Source organism: Pseudomonas sp. A, assembly GCF_056270345.1.
On record NZ_CM149873.1, the window covers coordinates 817,374 to 835,075 of the forward strand.

The following is a 17,702-nucleotide window of genomic DNA, read 5'->3' on the forward strand; positions in this document are numbered from 1 at the left end:
CGGGGCAAGCCCGCTCCCACGATGATCGAACTCGTGGGAGCGGGCTTGCCCCGCGATAGGGTCGGATCAGGTCAATTCAGGCCGATTGCCCCAACTCCACACCAAGCTGGCGCGACAGGCACGGCCAGCGTTTCCACGCGTTGCCGGTTTCCGGGCTCGACAGCTTGTCGCGGTAGACCTCCACCGATTCCACGGCGAAGCTCTCCTCATCGAGCATCTTGTCCACCGAATGGTGCACCACCTCATCCAGCTGGTTGGCAAACGTCTCGCCGATCAGCTGATGGGCGATCAGGTTGGCGACCGTGGTATCCACCGGAATCAGCGGCTGCTGGAAGTGGCGGATGTACAGGTCGTTGACCTCCTCGACCAGACGATGAGCCAGGTAGGCCTCGTCCAGCAGGCAATCCAGCCCGACCTGCCCCGCCATCACGCTCGGCGGCTGCAGGAAGTAGGCCTCGGCAATCTTCAGTACCGGTTTGATCTGCGTCTCGATGCCTGCTTCGAGCGCCACGTTGTGCGCGGCCTCGAGCAGTTCCGGAACCTCGTTGATGTAGGCGCCGACGAAGCGCGCCAAGGTACCCTGGGCATCCTGCTGGGGTAGTTGGATCGATGGATGCAGGTGTGGCAGTTGCAGTTCGAGGCGGGCTTTCAGTTGGCCTGTGCGGCTCTCATGTTGATGGGCGTTTTCGATCTGCTCGCGTACAGCAGCGATGTTCATGACAACTCCAGGGGCATGGCGTTACAAACGGAAGACACTAAGTTAGCTTGCTTACGAGAATGGCTAAGACGCATTTGTTATATCTCTGAGGCACGTGTAGGAAATTGGCTATATCAATGTGCCATTATTGTGCCCCGGCCCAGCATTCATGCGGCTTTCAGCGCAAACGTTTGGTTGAGTGAAGATCATTTCAAGTGCTGCGTTGCGCACCATTGGTCGGTGTCTATACTCCGGGTGAAACGTGATTCGTTGATGAGGCCCGACTGCCTTAAGCAGGGGGCTCGGTCGTCGAAGCCAGGCAGTCTTGGCCACCGTTCCCCCCTTTGTCGTAGCAGGTCGTCCACGCCTCCGGGACTACAAGAACGATAAGGGGAACCCGCAATGATGCGACATCCACATGTCTGGATGGGCCTGTTGCTGTGGTCGGTTTTCGGTCAGGCACAGGCAGCATGGACGGTGAACATGGCGCCCGGGGCGACGGAAGTCTCCCACGCAGTGTTCGACCTGCACATGACCATCTTCTGGATCTGCGTGATCATCGGCATCGTGGTGTTCGGCGCGATGTTCTGGTCGATGGTCATCCACCGCCGCTCGACCGGGCAAAAGGCTGCGCACTTCCATGAGCACACCTGGGTCGAGATCCTCTGGACCGTGGTCCCTTTCCTGATCCTGGTGGTGATGGCCATCCCGGCCACCAAGACCCTGATCGACATCTACGACGCCAGCGAGTCCGACATCGACATCCAGGTCACCGGCTACCAGTGGAAGTGGCACTACAAGTACCTGGGCCAGGACGTCGAGTTCTTCAGCAACCTGGCCACCCCCGCCGAACAGATCCACAACAAGTCGCCGAAGGACGAGCACTACCTGCTCGAGGTCGACCAGCCGCTGGTGTTGCCGGTGGGCGCCAAGGTGCGCTTCCTGGTGACCGCCGCCGACGTCATCCATTCCTGGTGGGTACCGGCCTTCGCGGTCAAGCGCGACGCTATCCCCGGCTTCGTCAACGAGGCCTGGACCCGGGTCGAGAAGCCGGGCATCTACCGTGGCCAGTGCACCGAGCTGTGCGGCAAGGACCACGGTTTCATGCCGGTGGTGGTCGAGGTGAAGTCCAAGGCCGACTACGACACCTGGCTCGGCGAGCGCAAGGCCGAGGCGGCCAAGCTCAAGGAACTGACCAGCAAGGAATGGACCCTCGAAGAGCTGGTCGCGCGCGGCGACAAGGTCTACCACACCACCTGCGTGGCCTGTCACCAGGCCGAAGGCCAGGGCCTGCCGCCGATGTTCCCGGCGCTCAAGGGCTCGAAGATCGCCACCGGGCCCAAGGACGCCCACCTGGGCATCGTCTTCCACGGCAAGCCCGGCACCGCCATGGCGGCGTTCGGCAAGCAGCTTTCGGAAGTCGATATCGCCGCCGTGGTCACCTACGAGCGCAATGCCTGGGGCAACAACAAGGGCGACATGGTCACGCCGAAGGACGTGCTGGCGCTCAAGCAGGCCGAAGCGCAATGAGCCGGGCTAGCCGCGACAGTCAGTGGATTGCAGGAGACAGGACATGAGTGCAGTGATCGACGACCACGCCCACGGTCATGAACACGCCCACGGCCCGGCCAAGGGCCTGATGCGCTGGGTGCTGACCACCAACCACAAGGACATCGGCACGATGTACCTGTGGTTCGCCTTCAGCATGTTCCTGCTCGGCGGCTCGTTCGCCATGGTGATCCGCGCCGAGCTGTTCCAGCCCGGCCTGCAGATCGTGGAACCGGCGTTCTTCAACCAGATGACCACCATGCACGGGCTGATCATGGTGTTCGGCGCGGTGATGCCGGCCTTCGTCGGCCTGGCCAACTGGATGATCCCGCTGATGATCGGCGCGCCGGACATGGCCCTGCCGCGGATGAACAACTTCAGCTTCTGGCTGCTGCCGGCGGCGTTCCTGCTGCTGGTCTCGACCCTGTTCAGCCCCGGCGGCGGGCCGAACTTCGGCTGGACCTTCTACGCCCCGCTGTCGACCACCTACGCCCCGGCCAGCGTGACCTTCTTCATTTTCGCCATCCACCTGATGGGCATCAGCTCGATCATGGGCGCGATCAACGTGATCGCCACCATCCTCAACCTGCGCGCCCCGGGCATGACCCTGATGAAGATGCCGCTGTTCGTCTGGACCTGGCTGATCACCGCGTTCCTGCTGATCGCGGTGATGCCGGTGCTGGCCGGCGTGGTGACCATGATGCTGATGGACATCCACTTCGGCACCAGCTTTTTCAGCGCCGCCGGCGGTGGCGACCCGGTCTTGTTCCAGCACGTGTTCTGGTTCTTCGGCCACCCCGAGGTGTACATCATGATCCTGCCGGCCTTCGGCGCGGTCAGCTCGATCATCCCGGCGTTCTCGCGCAAGCCGCTGTTCGGCTACACCTCGATGGTCTACGCCACCGGGGCGATCGCCTTCCTGTCATTTATCGTCTGGGCCCACCACATGTTCGTGGTCGGCATCCCGGTGGTGGGCGAGCTGTTCTTCATGTACGCGACCATGCTGATCGCCGTGCCCACCGGGGTGAAGGTGTTCAACTGGGTCAGCACCATGTGGGAAGGCTCGCTGACCTTCGAGACACCGATGCTGTTCGCCATCGCCTTCGTCATCCTGTTCACCATCGGTGGCTTCTCCGGCCTGATGCTGGCCATTGCGCCTGCGGACTTCCAGTACCACGACACCTACTTCGTGGTCGCCCACTTCCACTACGTGCTGGTGCCTGGGGCGATCTTCGGCATCTTTGCCTCGGCCTACTACTGGCTGCCGAAATGGACCGGCCACATGTATGACGAAACCCTCGGCAAGCTGCACTTCTGGCTGTCGTTCGTCGGCATGAACCTGGCCTTCTTCCCCATGCACTTCGTCGGCCTGGCAGGCATGCCGCGGCGGATCCCGGACTACAACCTGCAGTTCGCCGACTTCAACATGGTCTCGTCGGTCGGTGCCTTCATGTTTGGCGCCACGCAGATCTTCTTCCTGTTCATCGTCATCAAGTGCATCCGCGGCGGCGCGCCGGCAGCGGCCAAGCCCTGGGACGGCGCCGAGGGCCTGGAGTGGTCGATCCCGTCGCCGGCGCCCTACCACACCTTCCAGACCCCACCGGAAGTGAAGTAGGAGCCCGCCCATGGACGGCCTGTCGCTCAAACGCCTGGTCACCCGCCTGCTGATGCTGACCGTGGTGATGTTCGCCTTCGGCTTCGCCCTGGTGCCGATCTATGACGTGATGTGCAAGGCCTTCGGCATCAACGGCAAGACCGGCGGGCAGTACGCGGGCACCCAGGTCAGCGACCCGTCGCGCTCGGTGCGGGTGCAGTTCATGTCCACCAACGCCGGTGACATGAGCTGGGAGTTCCACTCCACCGCCGACCAGATCGAGGTCAACCCGGGGGCGGTGAACCAGATGATCTTCATTGCCCGCAACCCGACCAACCAGCCGATGAGTGCCCAGGCCATCCCCAGCATCACCCCGGCCGAGGCCGCGGCGTACTTCCACAAGACCGAATGCTTCTGCTTCACCCAGCAGGTGCTGCAGCCGGGAGAGCGCATCGAGATGCCGGTGCGCTTCATCGTCGACCGTGACCTGCCGGAGTCGGTGAAGCACCTGACACTGGCCTACACCCTGTTCGACATCACCGCTCGCCACCCGCCGGTCGCACAAACCGCGACCGAGGCCGCCCGTTGAGGGAAGGAGATCAAGCATGGCAAGCCACGAGCATTACTACGTCCCGGCGCAGAGCAAGTGGCCGATCATCGCCACGATCGGCATGTTCATCACCGTGTTCGGCCTGGGCACCTGGTTCAACGACCTCAAGGCCGGCCACCCGGAATCCCACGGGCCACTGATTTTCTTCGTCGGTGGGCTGTTCCTGGCGTACATGCTGTTCGGCTGGTTCGGCGCGGTGATCAAGGAGAGCCACGCAGGGCTTTACAGCGCGCAGATGGACCGCTCGTTCCGCTGGGGCATGAGCTGGTTCATCTTCTCCGAGGTGATGTTCTTCCTGGCCTTCTTCGGCGCGCTGTTCTACGTGCGCGTGCTGGCGGGGCCATGGCTGGGCGGTGAGGGAGACAAGGGCGTGGCGCACATGCTCTGGCCCAACTTCGAGTTCGTCTGGCCGCTGCTGCACACGCCGGACCCGAAACTGTTCCCGCCGCCGAAGGAAGTGATCGACCCGTGGCACCTGCCGCTGATCAACACCATCCTGCTGGTGAGCTCCAGCGTGACCGTGACCATTGCCCACCATGCCCTGCGCAAGGGCCATCGCGGCACGCTGAAGCTGTGGCTGGGGCTGACCATCCTGCTGGGGCTTGGGTTTCTCGCGCTGCAGGCCTACGAGTACCACGAGGCCTACAACAAGCTGGGGCTGACCCTGGGCTCGGGGATCTACGGTGCGACGTTCTTCATGCTCACGGGCTTTCACGGCGCTCACGTGACGCTGGGGACGTTGATCCTGTTCGTGATGTTCTGCCGGGTGATGCGCGGGCATTTCGAGCCGGACAAGCACTTTGGTTTCGAGGCGGCGAGCTGGTACTGGCACTTCGTGGATGTGGTGTGGGTGGGGTTGTTCATCTTTGTGTACGTGCTTTGACGGGTGGCGCGGTCCCCTGTTGTAGGAGCGGCCTCGTGCCGCGAAAGGGCTGCGAAGCAGCCCCGGCGATTTTGCATGATGCCAAGATCCTGGGGCCGCTGCGCAGCCCTTTCGCGGCACAAGGCCGCTCCTACAGGGACCGAGACAATTCAGAACGGCGCGTGGGAGACCAACTGCCCACTGATGAAGCCCCAGGCCACCAGCCCGATGGTCAGGGTGGCGAGGGCGACACGCACGGTAAGGGCCTTGAGCAGGCGGGTCGACTGGTCGTCGTCCTTGACCAGGAACACCAGGCCACTGAACAGGCTGGCGATGGTGGCCAGTAGCATCAGGACTATCGCGGCCTTGAGCATGGCGTAACTCCAGGGGGATGCGGTGATGGGTACAAGTATAGCGCTCGACCTGACGAGGCCCCGGTGAAGCCGTTTCGCCCCGGCCTGCTGCCGACCCTGGTGGTGCTCGCGCTGCTGCCGGGCCTGATCGCGCTCGGCTGCTGGCAATTGCGCCGCGCCGACGAGAAGCGCGACCTGCTCGCCGCCTACACCGAGCGCCAGATCGAGGCGCCGGTCGCTGTCGAACAGCTGCGCCAGCTGCCGGACCCGGCGTTCTACCCCGTGCACCTGTATGGCCGCTTTGACGCCGCGCACAGCCTGCTGCTGGACAACCAGATGCGCGACGGCAAGGCCGGCGTCGAGCTGCTGCAACCCTTCCACGATCAGGCCAGCGGGCTGTGGCTGCTGGTCAACCGCGGCTGGCTGCCCTGGCCCGATCGCCGGGTGCCGGTGCGTTTCGACACCCCGGACCAGGCCCTGGCGCTGGACGCCACGGTCTACGTGGCGCCGGGCAAGACCTTCCAGCTGCACCCGGACAACCCGGACGGCCGCTGGCCGCAACTGCTGACGGCAATCGACCCGGGTGGGCTCTGGCAGCAGCTTGGCCGTGAAGGTTTCACCCATGAGCTGCGCCTGCAGGCCGGCCCGGGTGCCTACCGCCTGGACTGGCCGGTGGTCGCCATGGGCCCGGAAAAGCACCAGGGCTACGCCGTGCAGTGGTTCGCCCTGGCCACCACGCTGGTGTTGCTGTACCTGTATTTCGGCTGGCATCACAACGACAAGGAGAACCGCCATGGCCGCCGCCACGAGTCCACTGGACGCGCCTGATCGCCGCAAGCCGAGGGGACGTCTGCAACTGTTGCTGATCCTGTTCGTCGTGCTCGGGCCGATGATCCTCGCCACCTTCATGTACAAGCTCAAGTTCTGGGTGCCGGAGGGGCGCAGCTATCACGGCGTGATGATCGGCAATGGCGAGGGCCGCGTAGATATCGGCATCGATGCCCGGGACGAGCGTTGGCAGTTGCTGGTCAGCACCCCCGAGGCCTGTGCCGAGGAGTGTCGGCAACTGGTGTACCTGGCCCGGCAGATCCAGGTTGGCCTGGGCCGCGACGCCAGCCGCGCCAGCCATGCCCTGGCGGCGGCCCAGCCACTGGCCGCCGACTACCAGGCGCAGTTGGGCCGCGAATACCCGCAGTTGCAGCGCTACCCGCTGGACGCCCAGCGCTATGTGCAGAAGGTCGGCGAAGCGGGCCCGCAGCTGTGGATCGTCGACCCTCACGGCAACCTGGTGCTGCGCTACGACGCCAAGGTCAACGGCAAGCATGTGCTGGACGACCTGCGCCACCTGCTCAAGCTGTCCAACATCGGCTAGGAGGCCGCCATGGCCAGACCCGGATACCGTCTCGCTGTGTTCGCCACCCTGCTGGCGTTGCTGGTCGTGCTGCTCGGTGCCTATACCCGGCTGACCCATGCTGGCCTTGGCTGTCCCGACTGGCCGGGGTGCTACGGCTTCATCAGCGTGCCCAAGACCGATGCCCAGCTGGCCCATGCCGAGCTGCACTTCCCCGAGCACCCGGTGGAAGAAGCCAAGGGCTGGGCCGAGATGGTCCATCGCTATTTCGCCGGCACCCTGGCGCTGGTGATCGCCCTGCTCGCCTTCCAGGCCGTGCGCCGGCATGCCCGTGATGGCCAGCCCTATCGCCTGCCGGTGTTGCTGCTGGCAGTGGTACTGGCCCAGGCGGCGTTCGGTATGTGGACCGTGACGCTGAAACTGTGGCCGCAAGTAGTGACCGCGCATCTGCTCGGCGGGTTCACCACGGTGAGCCTGCTTTTCCTGCTGTCCCTGCGTCTATCCCGGGCCTTTGCGCCATTGCCGAAATTGCCGCTGAGCCTGCGCCGGATCGCCGCGCTGGCGCTGCTGGTGGTCATCGGCCAGATCGCCCTGGGGGGCTGGGTCAGCGCCAACTACGCGGCGGTGGCCTGCATCGACCTGCCCACCTGCCACGGGCAGTGGTGGCCAGCGGCGGACTTCAGCAACGGCTTCCACCTGACCCAGCACGTCGGCCCCAATTACCTTGGCGGGCAGCTGGACAGCGACGCGCGCACCGCGATCCATATCAGCCATCGCCTGGGCGCGTTGCTGGTCATGCTGGTGCTGCTGACCCTGAGCTGGAAGCTGCACCGTCACGGCCTGGGTGGCCTGGCCCGCCTGGTGTTGCTGGCGCTGGCGCTGCAACTGGGCCTGGGCATCAGCAACGTGCTGTTCCACCTGCCCCTGGGCGTGGCCGTCGCGCACAACGCTGGCGGCGCCCTGCTGCTGCTGTGCATGGTGCTGGTCAACTACCGCATCCGCGTGGTCGACAAGGTCCGTGTGGGCCACGGCTGGCGTCTGACGCCGGTGACCGGCGTGCACCTTTCCCATCACATGAGGAACGATTCGTGGCGACGCTTCTGAGCACGGAACGCCAGCGCGCCGGATGGCGCGACTACATGGAACTGACCAAGCCGAAGGTGGTGGTGCTGATGCTGATCACCTCGCTGGTGGGCATGTTTCTCGCCACCCGCGCGGGGGTGGCCTGGAGCATCCTGCTGTTCGGCAACCTGGGGATAGGCTTGTGCGCGGGGGCCGCGGCGGCGGTCAACCACGTGGTCGACCGCCGCGTCGATGCGCTCATGGCCCGCACCCACAAGCGTCCGCTGGCCCAGGGCCGGGTAGGGCCCTTGCCGGCACTGCTGTTCGCCTTGCTGCTGGCCGTGGCGGGGATGGCCCTGCTGCTGGCGTTCACCAACCCCCTCACCGCCTGGCTTACCCTGGCCTCGCTGCTGGGTTATGCGGTGCTCTACACCGGCTTTCTCAAGCGCGCCACGCCGCAGAACATCGTGATCGGCGGCCTGGCCGGGGCAGCCCCGCCGTTGCTGGGCTGGGTGGCGGTCAGTGGGCACCTGGGCGCCGAACCGCTGCTGCTGGTGCTGATCATCTTCGCCTGGACGCCGCCGCACTTCTGGGCCTTGGCGATTCATCGCAAGGAGGAGTACGCAAAAGCTGATATTCCCATGCTCCCCGTTACCCACGGCGAGCGCTACACGGCCCTGCATATCCTGCTCTACACCTTGATATTGCTGGCGGTGAGCCTGTTGCCCTATGTCATCCACATGAGCGGACCACTGTACCTGGCCTGTGCCCTGGGGCTGGGCCTGCGCTTCCTGCACTGGGCCTGGGTGTTGTACCGTGGCACCCGGCCGCACGCGGCGATCAAGACGTTCAAGTACTCTATCGGCTACCTGTTCGCCCTGTTCATCGCGTTGCTCGTAGACCATTACCTGTTGCTGAACCTATGACCCGAACCCAGAAAACCGTCTTCATCCTCGTTGCCCTGGTCGCGCTGATCATGGGCCTGACCGTCAACAAGGTGCTCAACGACCGTGGTCAGTTGAACCCCACCGAACTGATCGACGCCGGCATCATCCTGCTGCCGCAGAGCCGCACCGTGCCCGACGTGACCATGACCGACCAGAACGGCCAGCCGCTGGTGCTGGACCAGCTCAAGGGCAAGTGGTCGTTGCTGTTCTTCGGCTACACCTACTGCCCGGACATCTGCCCGACCACCCTGGCCCAGCTGCGCCAGGTGAAGAGCGAGCTGCCCAAGGAGGCGCTGGAGCGTTTGCAGGTGGTGCTGGTGAGCGTCGACCCGAACCGCGACACGCCGAACCAGCTCAAGCAGTACCTGGGCTACTTCGACAAGGATTTCGTCGGGGTGGCGGGGTCGATCGAGGATACCCAGAAGCTGGCCAATGCCTTGAGCATTCCGTTCATTCCGGCCGATACCAGCAAGCCGGGCTACACCGTGGATCACAGCGGCAACCTGGCGGTGGTCGGCCCGGACGGGCGCCAGCGTGGGTTCATCCGTGCGCCGTTCAACAACCAGAAGCTGGTGGCGCAGTTGCCGGGGCTTGTGAAGCGCGACTGACCGTTGAAATGAATCGCGGGGCCAGCCCGCTCCCACGCCAGATTGGGTTCTGGCGTGGGAGCGGGCTGGCCCCGCGATTGGCATTCGATCCTCGGGCCTGCTGCGCAGGCCGTCGCGGCACAAGGCCGTACTCTGTAGGAGCGGCCTTGTGCCGCGAAAGGGCCGCAACGCGGCCCCAGGGATGTCAGATCAGAACGCCGGAATCACCGCGCCCTTGTACTTCTCGGTGATGAACTGCTTCACCTCAGGCGAGTGCAGGGCCGCGGCCAGCTTCTTCATGGCATCGGCGTCCTTGTTGTCCGGACGCGCCACCAGGATGTTCACGTAGGGCGAATCGCTGCCTTCGATCACCAGGGCGTCCTTCTCCGGGTTCAGCTTGGCTTCCAGCGCATAGTTGGTGTTGATCAGCGCCAGGTCGACCTGGGTCAGCACGCGTGGAATGGTGGCCGCTTCCAGCTCGCGGAATTTCAGCTTCTTGTCGTTGCCGGTGATGTCCTTCACGGTCGACAGGATGTTGTTGCTGTCCTTGAGCTTGATCACGCCAGCCTTGTCCAGCAGCAGCAGGGCACGGCCGCCGTTGGTGGCGTCGTTGGGGATGACCACGGTGGCACCGGATGGCAGTTCGTCGAGCTTCTTGTACTTGCTCGAGTAGGCGCCCAGCGGCTCCAGGTGCACGCCGGCAACGCTGACCAGCTGGGTGCCCTTGGCCTTGTTGAACTCATCCAGGTACGGCTGGTGCTGGAAGAAGTTGGCGTCCAGGCGCTTTTCGGCCACCTGCACGTTCGGCTGGATGTAGTCGGTGAACTCCTTGACCTTCAGCTCCACGCCCTCCTTCGCCAGCTGCGGCTGGACGAACTTGAGGATCTCGGCGTGCGGCACCGGGGTGGCGGCGACGGTCAGGGTCTCGGCGTGGGCCGAGAAGGCCGCGACGGCGGCGACAACAGCAAGCAGCTTCTTCATTGATCACTCCTTGTGAGGGCCGCGACGGCCCCCGAACGGGTCGGCCAGGCCGACCCCATTGGGGTTATTTACGGGAAAAATGCACGACCAGCTTGTCACCGACGCTCTGCAGCACCTGCACCAGGATCAGCAGCAGGACCACGGTGACCACCATCACGTCGGTCTGGAAACGCTGGTAGCCGAAGCGGATGGCCAGGTCACCCAGGCCGCCCGCGCCCACCACACCGGCCATGGCGGTGTACGAGACCAGGGTGATGGCGGTGACGGTGATCGCCGCGAAGATGCCCGGACGGGCCTCAGGCAGCAAGGCGTTGGTGATGATCTGGCGGGTGGTGGCGCCCATCGACTGGGTGGCTTCGATGATGCCGCGATCCACCTCGCGCAGGGCGGTTTCCACCAGGCGCGCGAAGAACGGCGTGGCCCCCACCACCAGCGGAGGAATCGCCCCCGCAACACCCAGCGAGGTGCCGGTGATCAGCACGGTGATCGGGATCATCACGATCAGCAGGATGATGAACGGCAGCGAGCGCAGGATGTTCACCACCAGCGACAGCAGCGCGTAGACGCCCTTCTGCTCGAACATCTGCCGCGGCCCGCAGAGGAACAGCAGCACGCCCAGCGGCAGGCCCAGCAGCACGGTAAAGAACAGCGAGCCGAACAGCATGATCATGGTGTCGATGCTGGCCAGCCAGATTTCGGCCCAGTCGACGTTGGCGAAGAAATTCAGGGCGTCCATCAACGCAGTACCTCCATATGTACGTCAGCTGCAGTGAAGCGGGCGAATGCCGCGTCCATGTCTCCGCCGATCAGGGCAAGGGTCAGCTGGCCATAGGGAATGTCCTTGATGCGGTCGATGCGTCCGGCCAGGATGCTGTAGTCGACACCAGTCTCGCGGGCCACGGTGCCCAGCAGCGGCGCGTAGGTGGCGCAACCCTGGAACGTCAGGCGCACGATGCGGCCCGGCACATGGGCGAAGTCGTCGCGTTGCTCGTTCTCGTCGACCTGCTCGTCCTCCTGGACGAAGCGCCGGGTGGTGGCGTGCTGCGGGTGCAGGAACACGTCGGCCACCGGGCCGGCCTCGACGATCTGCCCGGCGTCCATCACCGCCACGCGGTCGCAGACCCGGCGGATCACATCCATCTCGTGGGTGATCAGCACGATGGTCAGCTTCAGCTCGCGGTTGATCTCGGCCAGCAGTTGCAGCACCGAGGCGGTGGTCTGCGGGTCGAGGGCGCTGGTGGCCTCGTCGCACAGCAGGATCTTCGGGTTGGTGGACAAGGCGCGGGCGATGCCGACGCGCTGCTTCTGTCCGCCCGACAGCTGTGCCGGATACTTCTTCGCGTGCTCGGACAGGCCGACTCGGGCCAGCAGTCCGGTGACGCGCTTGTCGATCTCGCCACGCGGCAACTCGCCGGCCAGCACCAGCGGCAGGGCGACGTTGTCGGCGACGGTCTTGGACGCCAGCAGGTTGAAGTGCTGGAAGATCATCCCGACCTGCTGGCGGAAGCGGCGCAGCTGGTTGGCGTCGAAGGCGGTGACGTCCTCGCCGTCGACCACGATCTTGCCGCCGGACGGCTCCTCGAGGCGGTTGATCAGACGCAGCATGGTGCTCTTGCCGGCACCGGAGTGGCCGATCAGGCCGAACACCTGGCCATCTTCGATGGTCAGGCTGGTCGGGTTCAGGGCCGGGATATCCCTACCGGCGACGCGGTAGGTCTTGTGGACATTTTGAAACTCGATCACTGAGCGAACCTTGTGGGGCGCATGGAATTTGGGTCAGCGGTTAGCCGGGGTCGCGCATTTTAGCCTTTTCCCCTGCCTGTTCTTAGCATTAATTTCGCAATGCTCCAATCCAATCGGCATATCGCGACGGTCGGCAATCCGATTGAACGCATCCGACGGCCTTCCAGTCATCTACTTGAACAAGCCCGAGTACTGATGAGGAGAGCCGAAGATGCCCAGCAAGAAGCCGCAGGCGCCGCAGCCGAGCCCGGTCGCGGGCACCGAAACCCCCGACAAGGCCAACACCAACGCCAAGTTGCAGAGCCTGGAAGCCTTTCGCAGCGATGCCAGCGGCCAGGCGCTGCGCACCAACCAGGGCGTGAGGGTCGCCGACAACCAGAACAGTCTCAAGGCCGGCGCCCGTGGGCCTTCGCTGCTCGAAGACTTCATCATGCGCGAGAAGATCACCCACTTCGACCATGAGCGCATACCGGAACGCATCGTCCACGCACGGGGCTGTGGCGCCCACGGCTATTTCCAGAGCTACGGCTGCCATGGCGAACTGACCAAGGCCGGTTTCCTGCAGGATCCCGAGAAGATCACCCCGGTGTTCGTGCGTTTTTCCACCGTGCAGGGGCCACGCGGCTCGGGCGACACGGTGCGTGACGTGCGGGGCTTCGCGGTGAAGTTCTACACCGACGAGGGTAACTTCGACCTGGTCGGCAACAACATGCCGGTGTTCTTCATCCAGGACGCGATCAAGTTTCCCGACTTCGTCCACGCGGTGAAACCCGAGCCGCACAACGAGATGCCCACCGGCGGTTCGGCCCACGACACCTTCTGGGACTTCGTCTCGCTGGTGCCGGAGTCGGCGCACATGGTCATGTGGGCCATGTCCGACCGCGCCATCCCACGCAGCCTGCGGATGATGGAAGGCTTTGGCGTGCATACCTTCCGCCTGGTCAACGCCGAGGGCGTGGCCAGTTTCGTCAAGTTCCACTGGAAACCGCGCCAGGGCGTGCACTCGGTGCTGTGGGACGAGGCGCAGAAGCTGGCGGGCAAGGACACCGACTACCACCGCCGCGACCTGTGGGAGGCCATCGAGACCGGGCATTACCCGGAATGGGAGTTGGGCGTGCAGATCGTCCCTGAAGCCGATGAGCACACGTTCGACTTCGACCTGCTCGACCCGACCAAGCTCATCCCCGAAGAACTCGTTCCGGTGACACCGTTGGGCAGGATGGTGCTCGATCGCAACCCCGACAACTTCTTCGCCGAGGTGGAGCAGATCGCCTTCTGTCCGGGGCATATCGTCCCTGGCATCGACTTCAGCAATGACCCGCTGCTGCAGGGCAGGCTGTTCTCCTACACCGATACCCAGATCAGCCGCCTGGGCGGGCCGAACTTCCATGAAATCCCGATCAACCGCCCCATCGCTCCCAACCACAGCAGCCAGCGCGATGCCATGCACCGAATGACCCTCGACAAGGGACGCGCCGCCTACGAGCCCAACTCGATCGATGGCGGCTGGCCGCAGGAGACGCCGCCCGCCGCGCGGGACGGTGGCTTCGAGAGCTATGGGGAGCGTATCGATGCCCACAAGATCCGCCAGCGCAGCGCGTCGTTCGGCGATCATTTTTCCCAGGCCCGATTGTTCTTCCAGAGCATGAGCCCGACGGAGCAGCAGCACATCATCAAGGCCTACAGCTTCGAGCTGGGCAAGGTCGAGCGCGAGGCGATTCGCGCTCGGGAGGTGAACGAGATCCTCGCCAACATCGACCTCAAGTTGGCGGCGGCGGTGGCGACCAACCTCGGGTTGCCGGCGCCGAAGGCCGGCACGGTCAAGGTGAAAGGCAGCAAGCCCTCGCAGTCAAAGGCCTTGAGCCAGATGAGCCATCCCGGTGGGATCGGCATCAGTGGGCGCAAGGTCGCCATTCTGGTTGCCGATGGCGTGGATGCTGGCAGCGTCGACAAGGTTGTGAAGGCGCTGGAGGCCAAGAGCGCCCGCCCCGTGCTGTTGGGCCCGACCTCGGCACCGGTCAAGGCTGCCGATGGCACGCCACTGCCGGTGGATGCCTCCATGGAAGGCATGCCGTCGGTGATGTTCGATGGCGTGTGGGTGCCGGCGGGCAAGGCTTCGCTGGAGGCGCTGGAGAAAAGCGGCGTGGCCAGGCATTTCCTGCTGGAGGCCTACAAGCACCTCAAGCCCATTGGGGTGACCAGCGAGGGCAAGCTGTTGCTGAACAAGCTGGGGCTGAAGGAGGATGCGGGGCTGTTGCTGGGGGACGGGCAGAAGGCGTTCGATGGGTTCTTCAAGGCGCTCGAAGGGCATCGGGTGTGGGCGCGGGAGGCGGCTGCAGAGGCGATACCAGCGTAGGAATCAGCCCTTTCAGTGTCGATATGGTGCTCGGCTTGGAAATGCCGGGGCTGCTTTGCAGCCCTTTCGCGGGGCAAGCCCGCTCCTACAGGGATCGCATAACCCCTGTAGGAGCGGGCTTGCCCCGCGATTGTTCACTGCTGATGGGGGATCAAGACCACCTGCGCCGGCAGCGAGCGCTGGATCTCATGTTTCTGCTCAAGCTCGAAACCACTGTCGAGCTTGCGCACGCGCTTCTCCAGCAGGGTCTTGAGCCACGGCGCGTCCTGGGTGCGCGGGACCTGGAACACCACCTCGCACTGGTAGTTCACCACATCGGCGGCGATGTCATCCAACTGGCGGCGCATCGCCCGACTGTCGGTGGTCTTCAACGCGACGACGGTGCTGGGCGCGGTCGGGTCGATGACTCGGGCCTTGGGCTTGGACTCGGCCGCCTTCAGCGCTGCCTCGGCCTTTTCCAGCTCGGCCTTGCGCGCCTGGGCCATGGCATCGCCACCGGTCAGGGCCGGTGCCTGGGGCATCAGCGCCCGGGCGCGGGCCAGCGCGGTGGCGGCGGCATTCACATCGCCCTTTTGCAGGACGATGCGGCTGCGTTGCAGGTAGGCCTCGGCCAGCTGGCGCTGGTGCGGCTCGAGGCGCGCATCGCCTGGTGCCTGGGCCTGCAGCGCGGCCAGCTGGTCCTCGGCGGTGACCAGCTCGTTGCTGGCAATGCTCTGTTCCAGCTGCTGCCAGGCATCCGGCTGGGCAGGCGCGACCGGCTGCTCGGCCGGCTTGCTGGAGCAGGCGGCCAGGAACAGGGAAAACGCGGCAACAAGCAGATAACGTGAGGCGAACGGCTTCATTCCTGCGACTCTCTATTTGCGCAAAAAGCGAGCAAGTCTACACCCAGGTGCGCACGCTCGAAAACTGGTCTTGTCAGACCTGCAAGCGATGAAAAGGTTGCAGGGCGCGTCAGCAGGCGCCCTGGAATCTCAGCGTTTCGGCAACGCCAGGCTCAGCAAGAATAGCACTGCCGCACAGACCACGATCGAAGGGCCGGCCGGGGTGTCCTTGAACCAGGACAGCGCCAGGCCGCCACAGACCGCGGTAACCCCCAGCAGGCTGGCGCCCACGGCCATCTGCTCTGGCGAGCGGGCGTGACGCTGTGCCGCGGCGGCCGGGATGATCAGCAGCGAGGTGATCAGCAGCACGCCGACGATCTTCATTGCCACCGCGATCACCACGGCGATCAGCAGCATCAGCGCCAGGCGCAGGCCGGCCACGGGAAGGCCCTCGACCCTCGCCAGCTCCTCGTGCACGGTGACCGCCAGCAGCGGCCGCCAGAACATCGCCAGCAGTACCAGCACCAGCGCGCTGCCGCCGAGGATCCAGGCCAGGTCGGTGGTGCTGATCGCCAGCAGGTCGCCGAACAGGTAGGCCATCAGGTCGATGCGCACATCGTGCATGAAGCTCAGCACCACCAGGCCCAGCGACAGGGTGCTGGGGGCGAGGATGCCGAGCAGGGTGTCCGAGGCCAGTGGCTGGCGCTGTTGCAGGGTCACCAGCAGGATCGCCAGCAACAGGCAGCCGACGGTCACCGCCAGCGCCGGGCTGACGTCCAGGGCAAAGCCCAGCGCCACGCCGAGCAGCGCGGCGTGGGACAGGGTGTCGCCGAAGTAGGCCATGCGCCGCCAGACCACGAAAGAGCCCAGGGGGCCGGCGACAAGTGCCAGCGACAGGCCGGCAAGCAGGGCGTAGAGAAGAAAATCAGCCATGCTTGCAGTGCTCTCCGTGGACATGGGCGCCAGGGGCGATCACCGAGCCGTGCAGGTCGTGGCTGTGATCGTGATGGTGGTGGTAGACGGCCAGGCTCTTGGCATTCTGGCCGAACAGCTCGACGAAGGCCGGGTCGTTGCTGACCTGCTCCGGATGGCCCGAACAGCAGACGTGGCGGTTGAGGCAGACCACCTGGTCGGTGGCGCTCATCACCAGGTGCAGGTCGTGGGAGACCATCAGCACGCCGCAGCCATGACGGTCGCGCAGGCGGGTGATGAGGTTGTACAGCTCGGTCTGGCCGACTACGTCGACGCCCTGCACCGGCTCGTCCAGCACCAGCAGCTCGGGTTCGCGCAACAGGGCGCGGGCCAGCAGCACGCGCTGCATCTCGCCGCCGGAGACGGTCTGGATCGGGCTGTCGATCACCTGCTCGGCGCCGACTTCCTGCAGCGCCGCCAAGGCTGCCGCGCGGTCTACCCCGGGCACCAGGCGCAGAAAGCGCAGCACCGACAGCGGCAGCGTGGCGTCTACCTGGATCTTCTGCGGCATGTAGCCGATGCGCAGCTTCGGCTTGCGCCACACCTTGCCGCGGTGTGGTTTGAGCAGGCCGAGCACGGCGCGTACCAGGGTGGTCTTGCCGGCGCCGTTGGGGCCGATCAGGGTGACGATCTGCCCCGGCGCGACGGCCAGGTCGATGCTGTCGAGCACCGCTTCGCCACCGAAGTTGACGCCGACCTGCTCGAGGCGGATCAGGGCGTCGCTCATGCCTTGCCCCGGCAGTTGCCACACAGGCCGACCACTTCGACCGTCTGCGTCTCGACGGCGAAGCCCACGGCCTTGGCGCTGCTGACGATGGCGTCGCTGATGCTGTGTTGCTCCAGCTCGATGGCCACATGGCAGGCGCGGCAGATCAGGAACTGGCCCTGGTGCGCATGCTCGGGATGGCTGCAGCCGATGAAGGCGTTGAGCGAGGCGATGCGGTGCACCAGGCCGTTCTCCAGCAGGAAGTCCAGCGCCCGATAGACGGTCGGTGGCGCGGCGCGGCGGCCGTCCTGCTCGCTGAGCACGGCGAGGATGTCGTAGGCACCCAGCGGCTTGTGGCTCTGCCACACCAGCTCCAGCACGCGGCGGCGCAGGGCGGTCAGGCGCAGGCCCTGACGGTTGCACAGCGCGTCGGCCTCGGCCAGCGCACTGTGGACGCAGTGGGAATGATCGTGGGGACGGTGGGCCAGCGGCGTGATGGACATGGGCAGCGA

The 17,702-nt window shown here is 65.1% G+C and carries 19 protein-coding genes; 10 read left to right on the forward strand and 9 right to left on the reverse strand.

Translation table 11 applies throughout. The annotated features are described in order from the left end of the window. Positions 1-76: 76 nt before the first annotated feature. Positions 77-718, reverse strand: a complete 642-nt coding sequence (locus AC0MAZ_RS03685; protein WP_234560772.1) for a hypothetical protein — start codon at positions 716-718, stop codon at positions 77-79. A 381-nt stretch (positions 719-1,099) separates the two neighbouring features. Between AC0MAZ_RS03685 and coxB the strand changes: the two genes are divergently transcribed. Genes coxB through AC0MAZ_RS03705 form a run of 4 tightly spaced genes read left to right on the forward strand, consistent with a single transcriptional unit; the run spans position 1,100 to position 5,332 of the window. After that, on the forward strand, positions 1,100-2,227 hold the full coding sequence (coxB, locus tag AC0MAZ_RS03690; RefSeq protein WP_203649163.1) for a cytochrome c oxidase subunit II: 1,128 nt from the start codon (positions 1,100-1,102) through the stop codon (positions 2,225-2,227). A 43-nt stretch (positions 2,228-2,270) separates the two neighbouring features. Beyond that, the gene (gene ctaD, locus AC0MAZ_RS03695; protein ID WP_203649161.1) at positions 2,271-3,860 is read left to right on the forward strand and encodes a cytochrome c oxidase subunit I; all 1,590 of its coding nucleotides are present in this window, start codon (positions 2,271-2,273) and stop codon (positions 3,858-3,860) included. Between the two features lie 10 nt (positions 3,861-3,870). Beyond that, on the forward strand, positions 3,871-4,428 hold the full coding sequence (locus tag AC0MAZ_RS03700; protein ID WP_203649159.1) for a cytochrome c oxidase assembly protein: 558 nt from the start codon (positions 3,871-3,873) through the stop codon (positions 4,426-4,428). 16 nt (positions 4,429-4,444) lie between these two features. Further along, on the forward strand, positions 4,445-5,332 hold the full coding sequence (locus AC0MAZ_RS03705; protein ID WP_203649157.1) for a cytochrome c oxidase subunit 3: 888 nt from the start codon (positions 4,445-4,447) through the stop codon (positions 5,330-5,332). A gap of 149 nt (positions 5,333-5,481) precedes the next feature. Here the strand turns inward: AC0MAZ_RS03705 and AC0MAZ_RS03710 are convergent, their stop codons facing one another. Then, a complete protein-coding gene (locus AC0MAZ_RS03710) occupies positions 5,482-5,685 on the reverse strand; it encodes a twin transmembrane helix small protein (RefSeq protein ID WP_110736050.1) in 204 nt (67 codons plus the stop codon). A gap of 63 nt (positions 5,686-5,748) precedes the next feature. On the opposite strand from AC0MAZ_RS03710, the gene AC0MAZ_RS03715 reads away from it, so the two are divergent. The 5 genes from AC0MAZ_RS03715 to AC0MAZ_RS03735 are packed head-to-tail and all read left to right on the forward strand — an operon-like array spanning position 5,749 to position 9,632. Continuing rightward, on the forward strand, positions 5,749-6,492 hold the full coding sequence (locus tag AC0MAZ_RS03715; protein ID WP_232855463.1) for an SURF1 family protein: 744 nt from the start codon (positions 5,749-5,751) through the stop codon (positions 6,490-6,492). Then, the gene (locus AC0MAZ_RS03720) at positions 6,458-7,036 is read left to right on the forward strand and encodes a hypothetical protein (protein ID WP_232855464.1); all 579 of its coding nucleotides are present in this window, start codon (positions 6,458-6,460) and stop codon (positions 7,034-7,036) included. Before AC0MAZ_RS03715 ends, AC0MAZ_RS03720 begins: the two co-directional genes overlap by 35 nt. Before the next feature lie 9 nt (positions 7,037-7,045). Next, positions 7,046-8,119 (forward strand): COX15/CtaA family protein, encoded by a 1,074-nt coding sequence (locus AC0MAZ_RS03725; protein WP_475860226.1) that lies wholly within the window; start codon positions 7,046-7,048, stop codon positions 8,117-8,119. A 35-nt stretch (positions 8,120-8,154) separates the two neighbouring features. Further along, the gene (gene cyoE, locus AC0MAZ_RS03730; RefSeq protein WP_475861382.1) at positions 8,155-9,003 is read left to right on the forward strand and encodes a heme o synthase; all 849 of its coding nucleotides are present in this window, start codon (positions 8,155-8,157) and stop codon (positions 9,001-9,003) included. Beyond that, entirely contained in the window at positions 9,000-9,632 is a 633-nt protein-coding gene (locus AC0MAZ_RS03735; RefSeq protein ID WP_028688687.1) for an SCO family protein, read from the forward strand. Before cyoE ends, AC0MAZ_RS03735 begins: the two co-directional genes overlap by 4 nt. A 189-nt stretch (positions 9,633-9,821) precedes the next feature. On the opposite strand, the gene AC0MAZ_RS03740 is transcribed toward AC0MAZ_RS03735, so the two are convergent. The 3 genes from AC0MAZ_RS03740 to AC0MAZ_RS03750 all read right to left on the reverse strand — a co-directional run bounded on the left by AC0MAZ_RS03740 (position 9,822) and on the right by AC0MAZ_RS03750 (position 12,335). Then, on the reverse strand, positions 9,822-10,592 hold the full coding sequence (locus AC0MAZ_RS03740) for a MetQ/NlpA family ABC transporter substrate-binding protein (RefSeq protein ID WP_232855468.1): 771 nt from the start codon (positions 10,590-10,592) through the stop codon (positions 9,822-9,824). Between the two features lie 64 nt (positions 10,593-10,656). Beyond that, positions 10,657-11,328 carry a methionine ABC transporter permease gene (locus tag AC0MAZ_RS03745; RefSeq protein ID WP_050703190.1) on the reverse strand — a complete coding sequence of 224 codons (672 nt, stop codon included), beginning with the start codon at positions 11,326-11,328 and terminating at the stop codon, positions 10,657-10,659. After that, positions 11,328-12,335, reverse strand: a complete 1,008-nt coding sequence (locus AC0MAZ_RS03750) for a methionine ABC transporter ATP-binding protein (protein ID WP_475860228.1) — start codon at positions 12,333-12,335, stop codon at positions 11,328-11,330. Before AC0MAZ_RS03750 ends, AC0MAZ_RS03745 begins: the two co-directional genes overlap by 1 nt. Positions 12,336-12,546: 211 nt before the next feature. Between AC0MAZ_RS03750 and katE the strand changes: the two genes are divergently transcribed. Continuing rightward, a complete protein-coding gene (katE, locus tag AC0MAZ_RS03755; protein WP_475860229.1) occupies positions 12,547-14,691 on the forward strand; it encodes a catalase HPII in 2,145 nt (714 codons plus the stop codon). A 134-nt stretch (positions 14,692-14,825) separates the two neighbouring features. Here katE and AC0MAZ_RS03760 read toward each other — a convergent pair whose 3' ends face one another. The 4 genes from AC0MAZ_RS03760 to zur all read right to left on the reverse strand — a co-directional run bounded on the left by AC0MAZ_RS03760 (position 14,826) and on the right by zur (position 17,693). Next, complete coding sequence (locus AC0MAZ_RS03760) at positions 14,826-15,533, reverse strand: PA5502 family lipoprotein (protein WP_475860231.1); 708 nt, start codon at positions 15,531-15,533, stop codon at positions 14,826-14,828. 129 nt (positions 15,534-15,662) lie between these two features. After that, complete coding sequence (gene znuB, locus AC0MAZ_RS03765) at positions 15,663-16,445, reverse strand: zinc ABC transporter permease subunit ZnuB (protein ID WP_203649142.1); 783 nt, start codon at positions 16,443-16,445, stop codon at positions 15,663-15,665. After that, the gene (gene znuC, locus AC0MAZ_RS03770; protein WP_203649140.1) at positions 16,438-17,211 is read right to left on the reverse strand and encodes a zinc ABC transporter ATP-binding protein ZnuC; all 774 of its coding nucleotides are present in this window, start codon (positions 17,209-17,211) and stop codon (positions 16,438-16,440) included. Before znuC ends, znuB begins: the two co-directional genes overlap by 8 nt. Beyond that, on the reverse strand, positions 17,208-17,693 hold the full coding sequence (zur, locus tag AC0MAZ_RS03775) for a Fur family transcriptional regulator (protein WP_203649138.1): 486 nt from the start codon (positions 17,691-17,693) through the stop codon (positions 17,208-17,210). The genes znuC and zur overlap by 4 nt, the downstream gene beginning before the upstream one ends. Positions 17,694-17,702 lie beyond the last annotated feature (9 nt).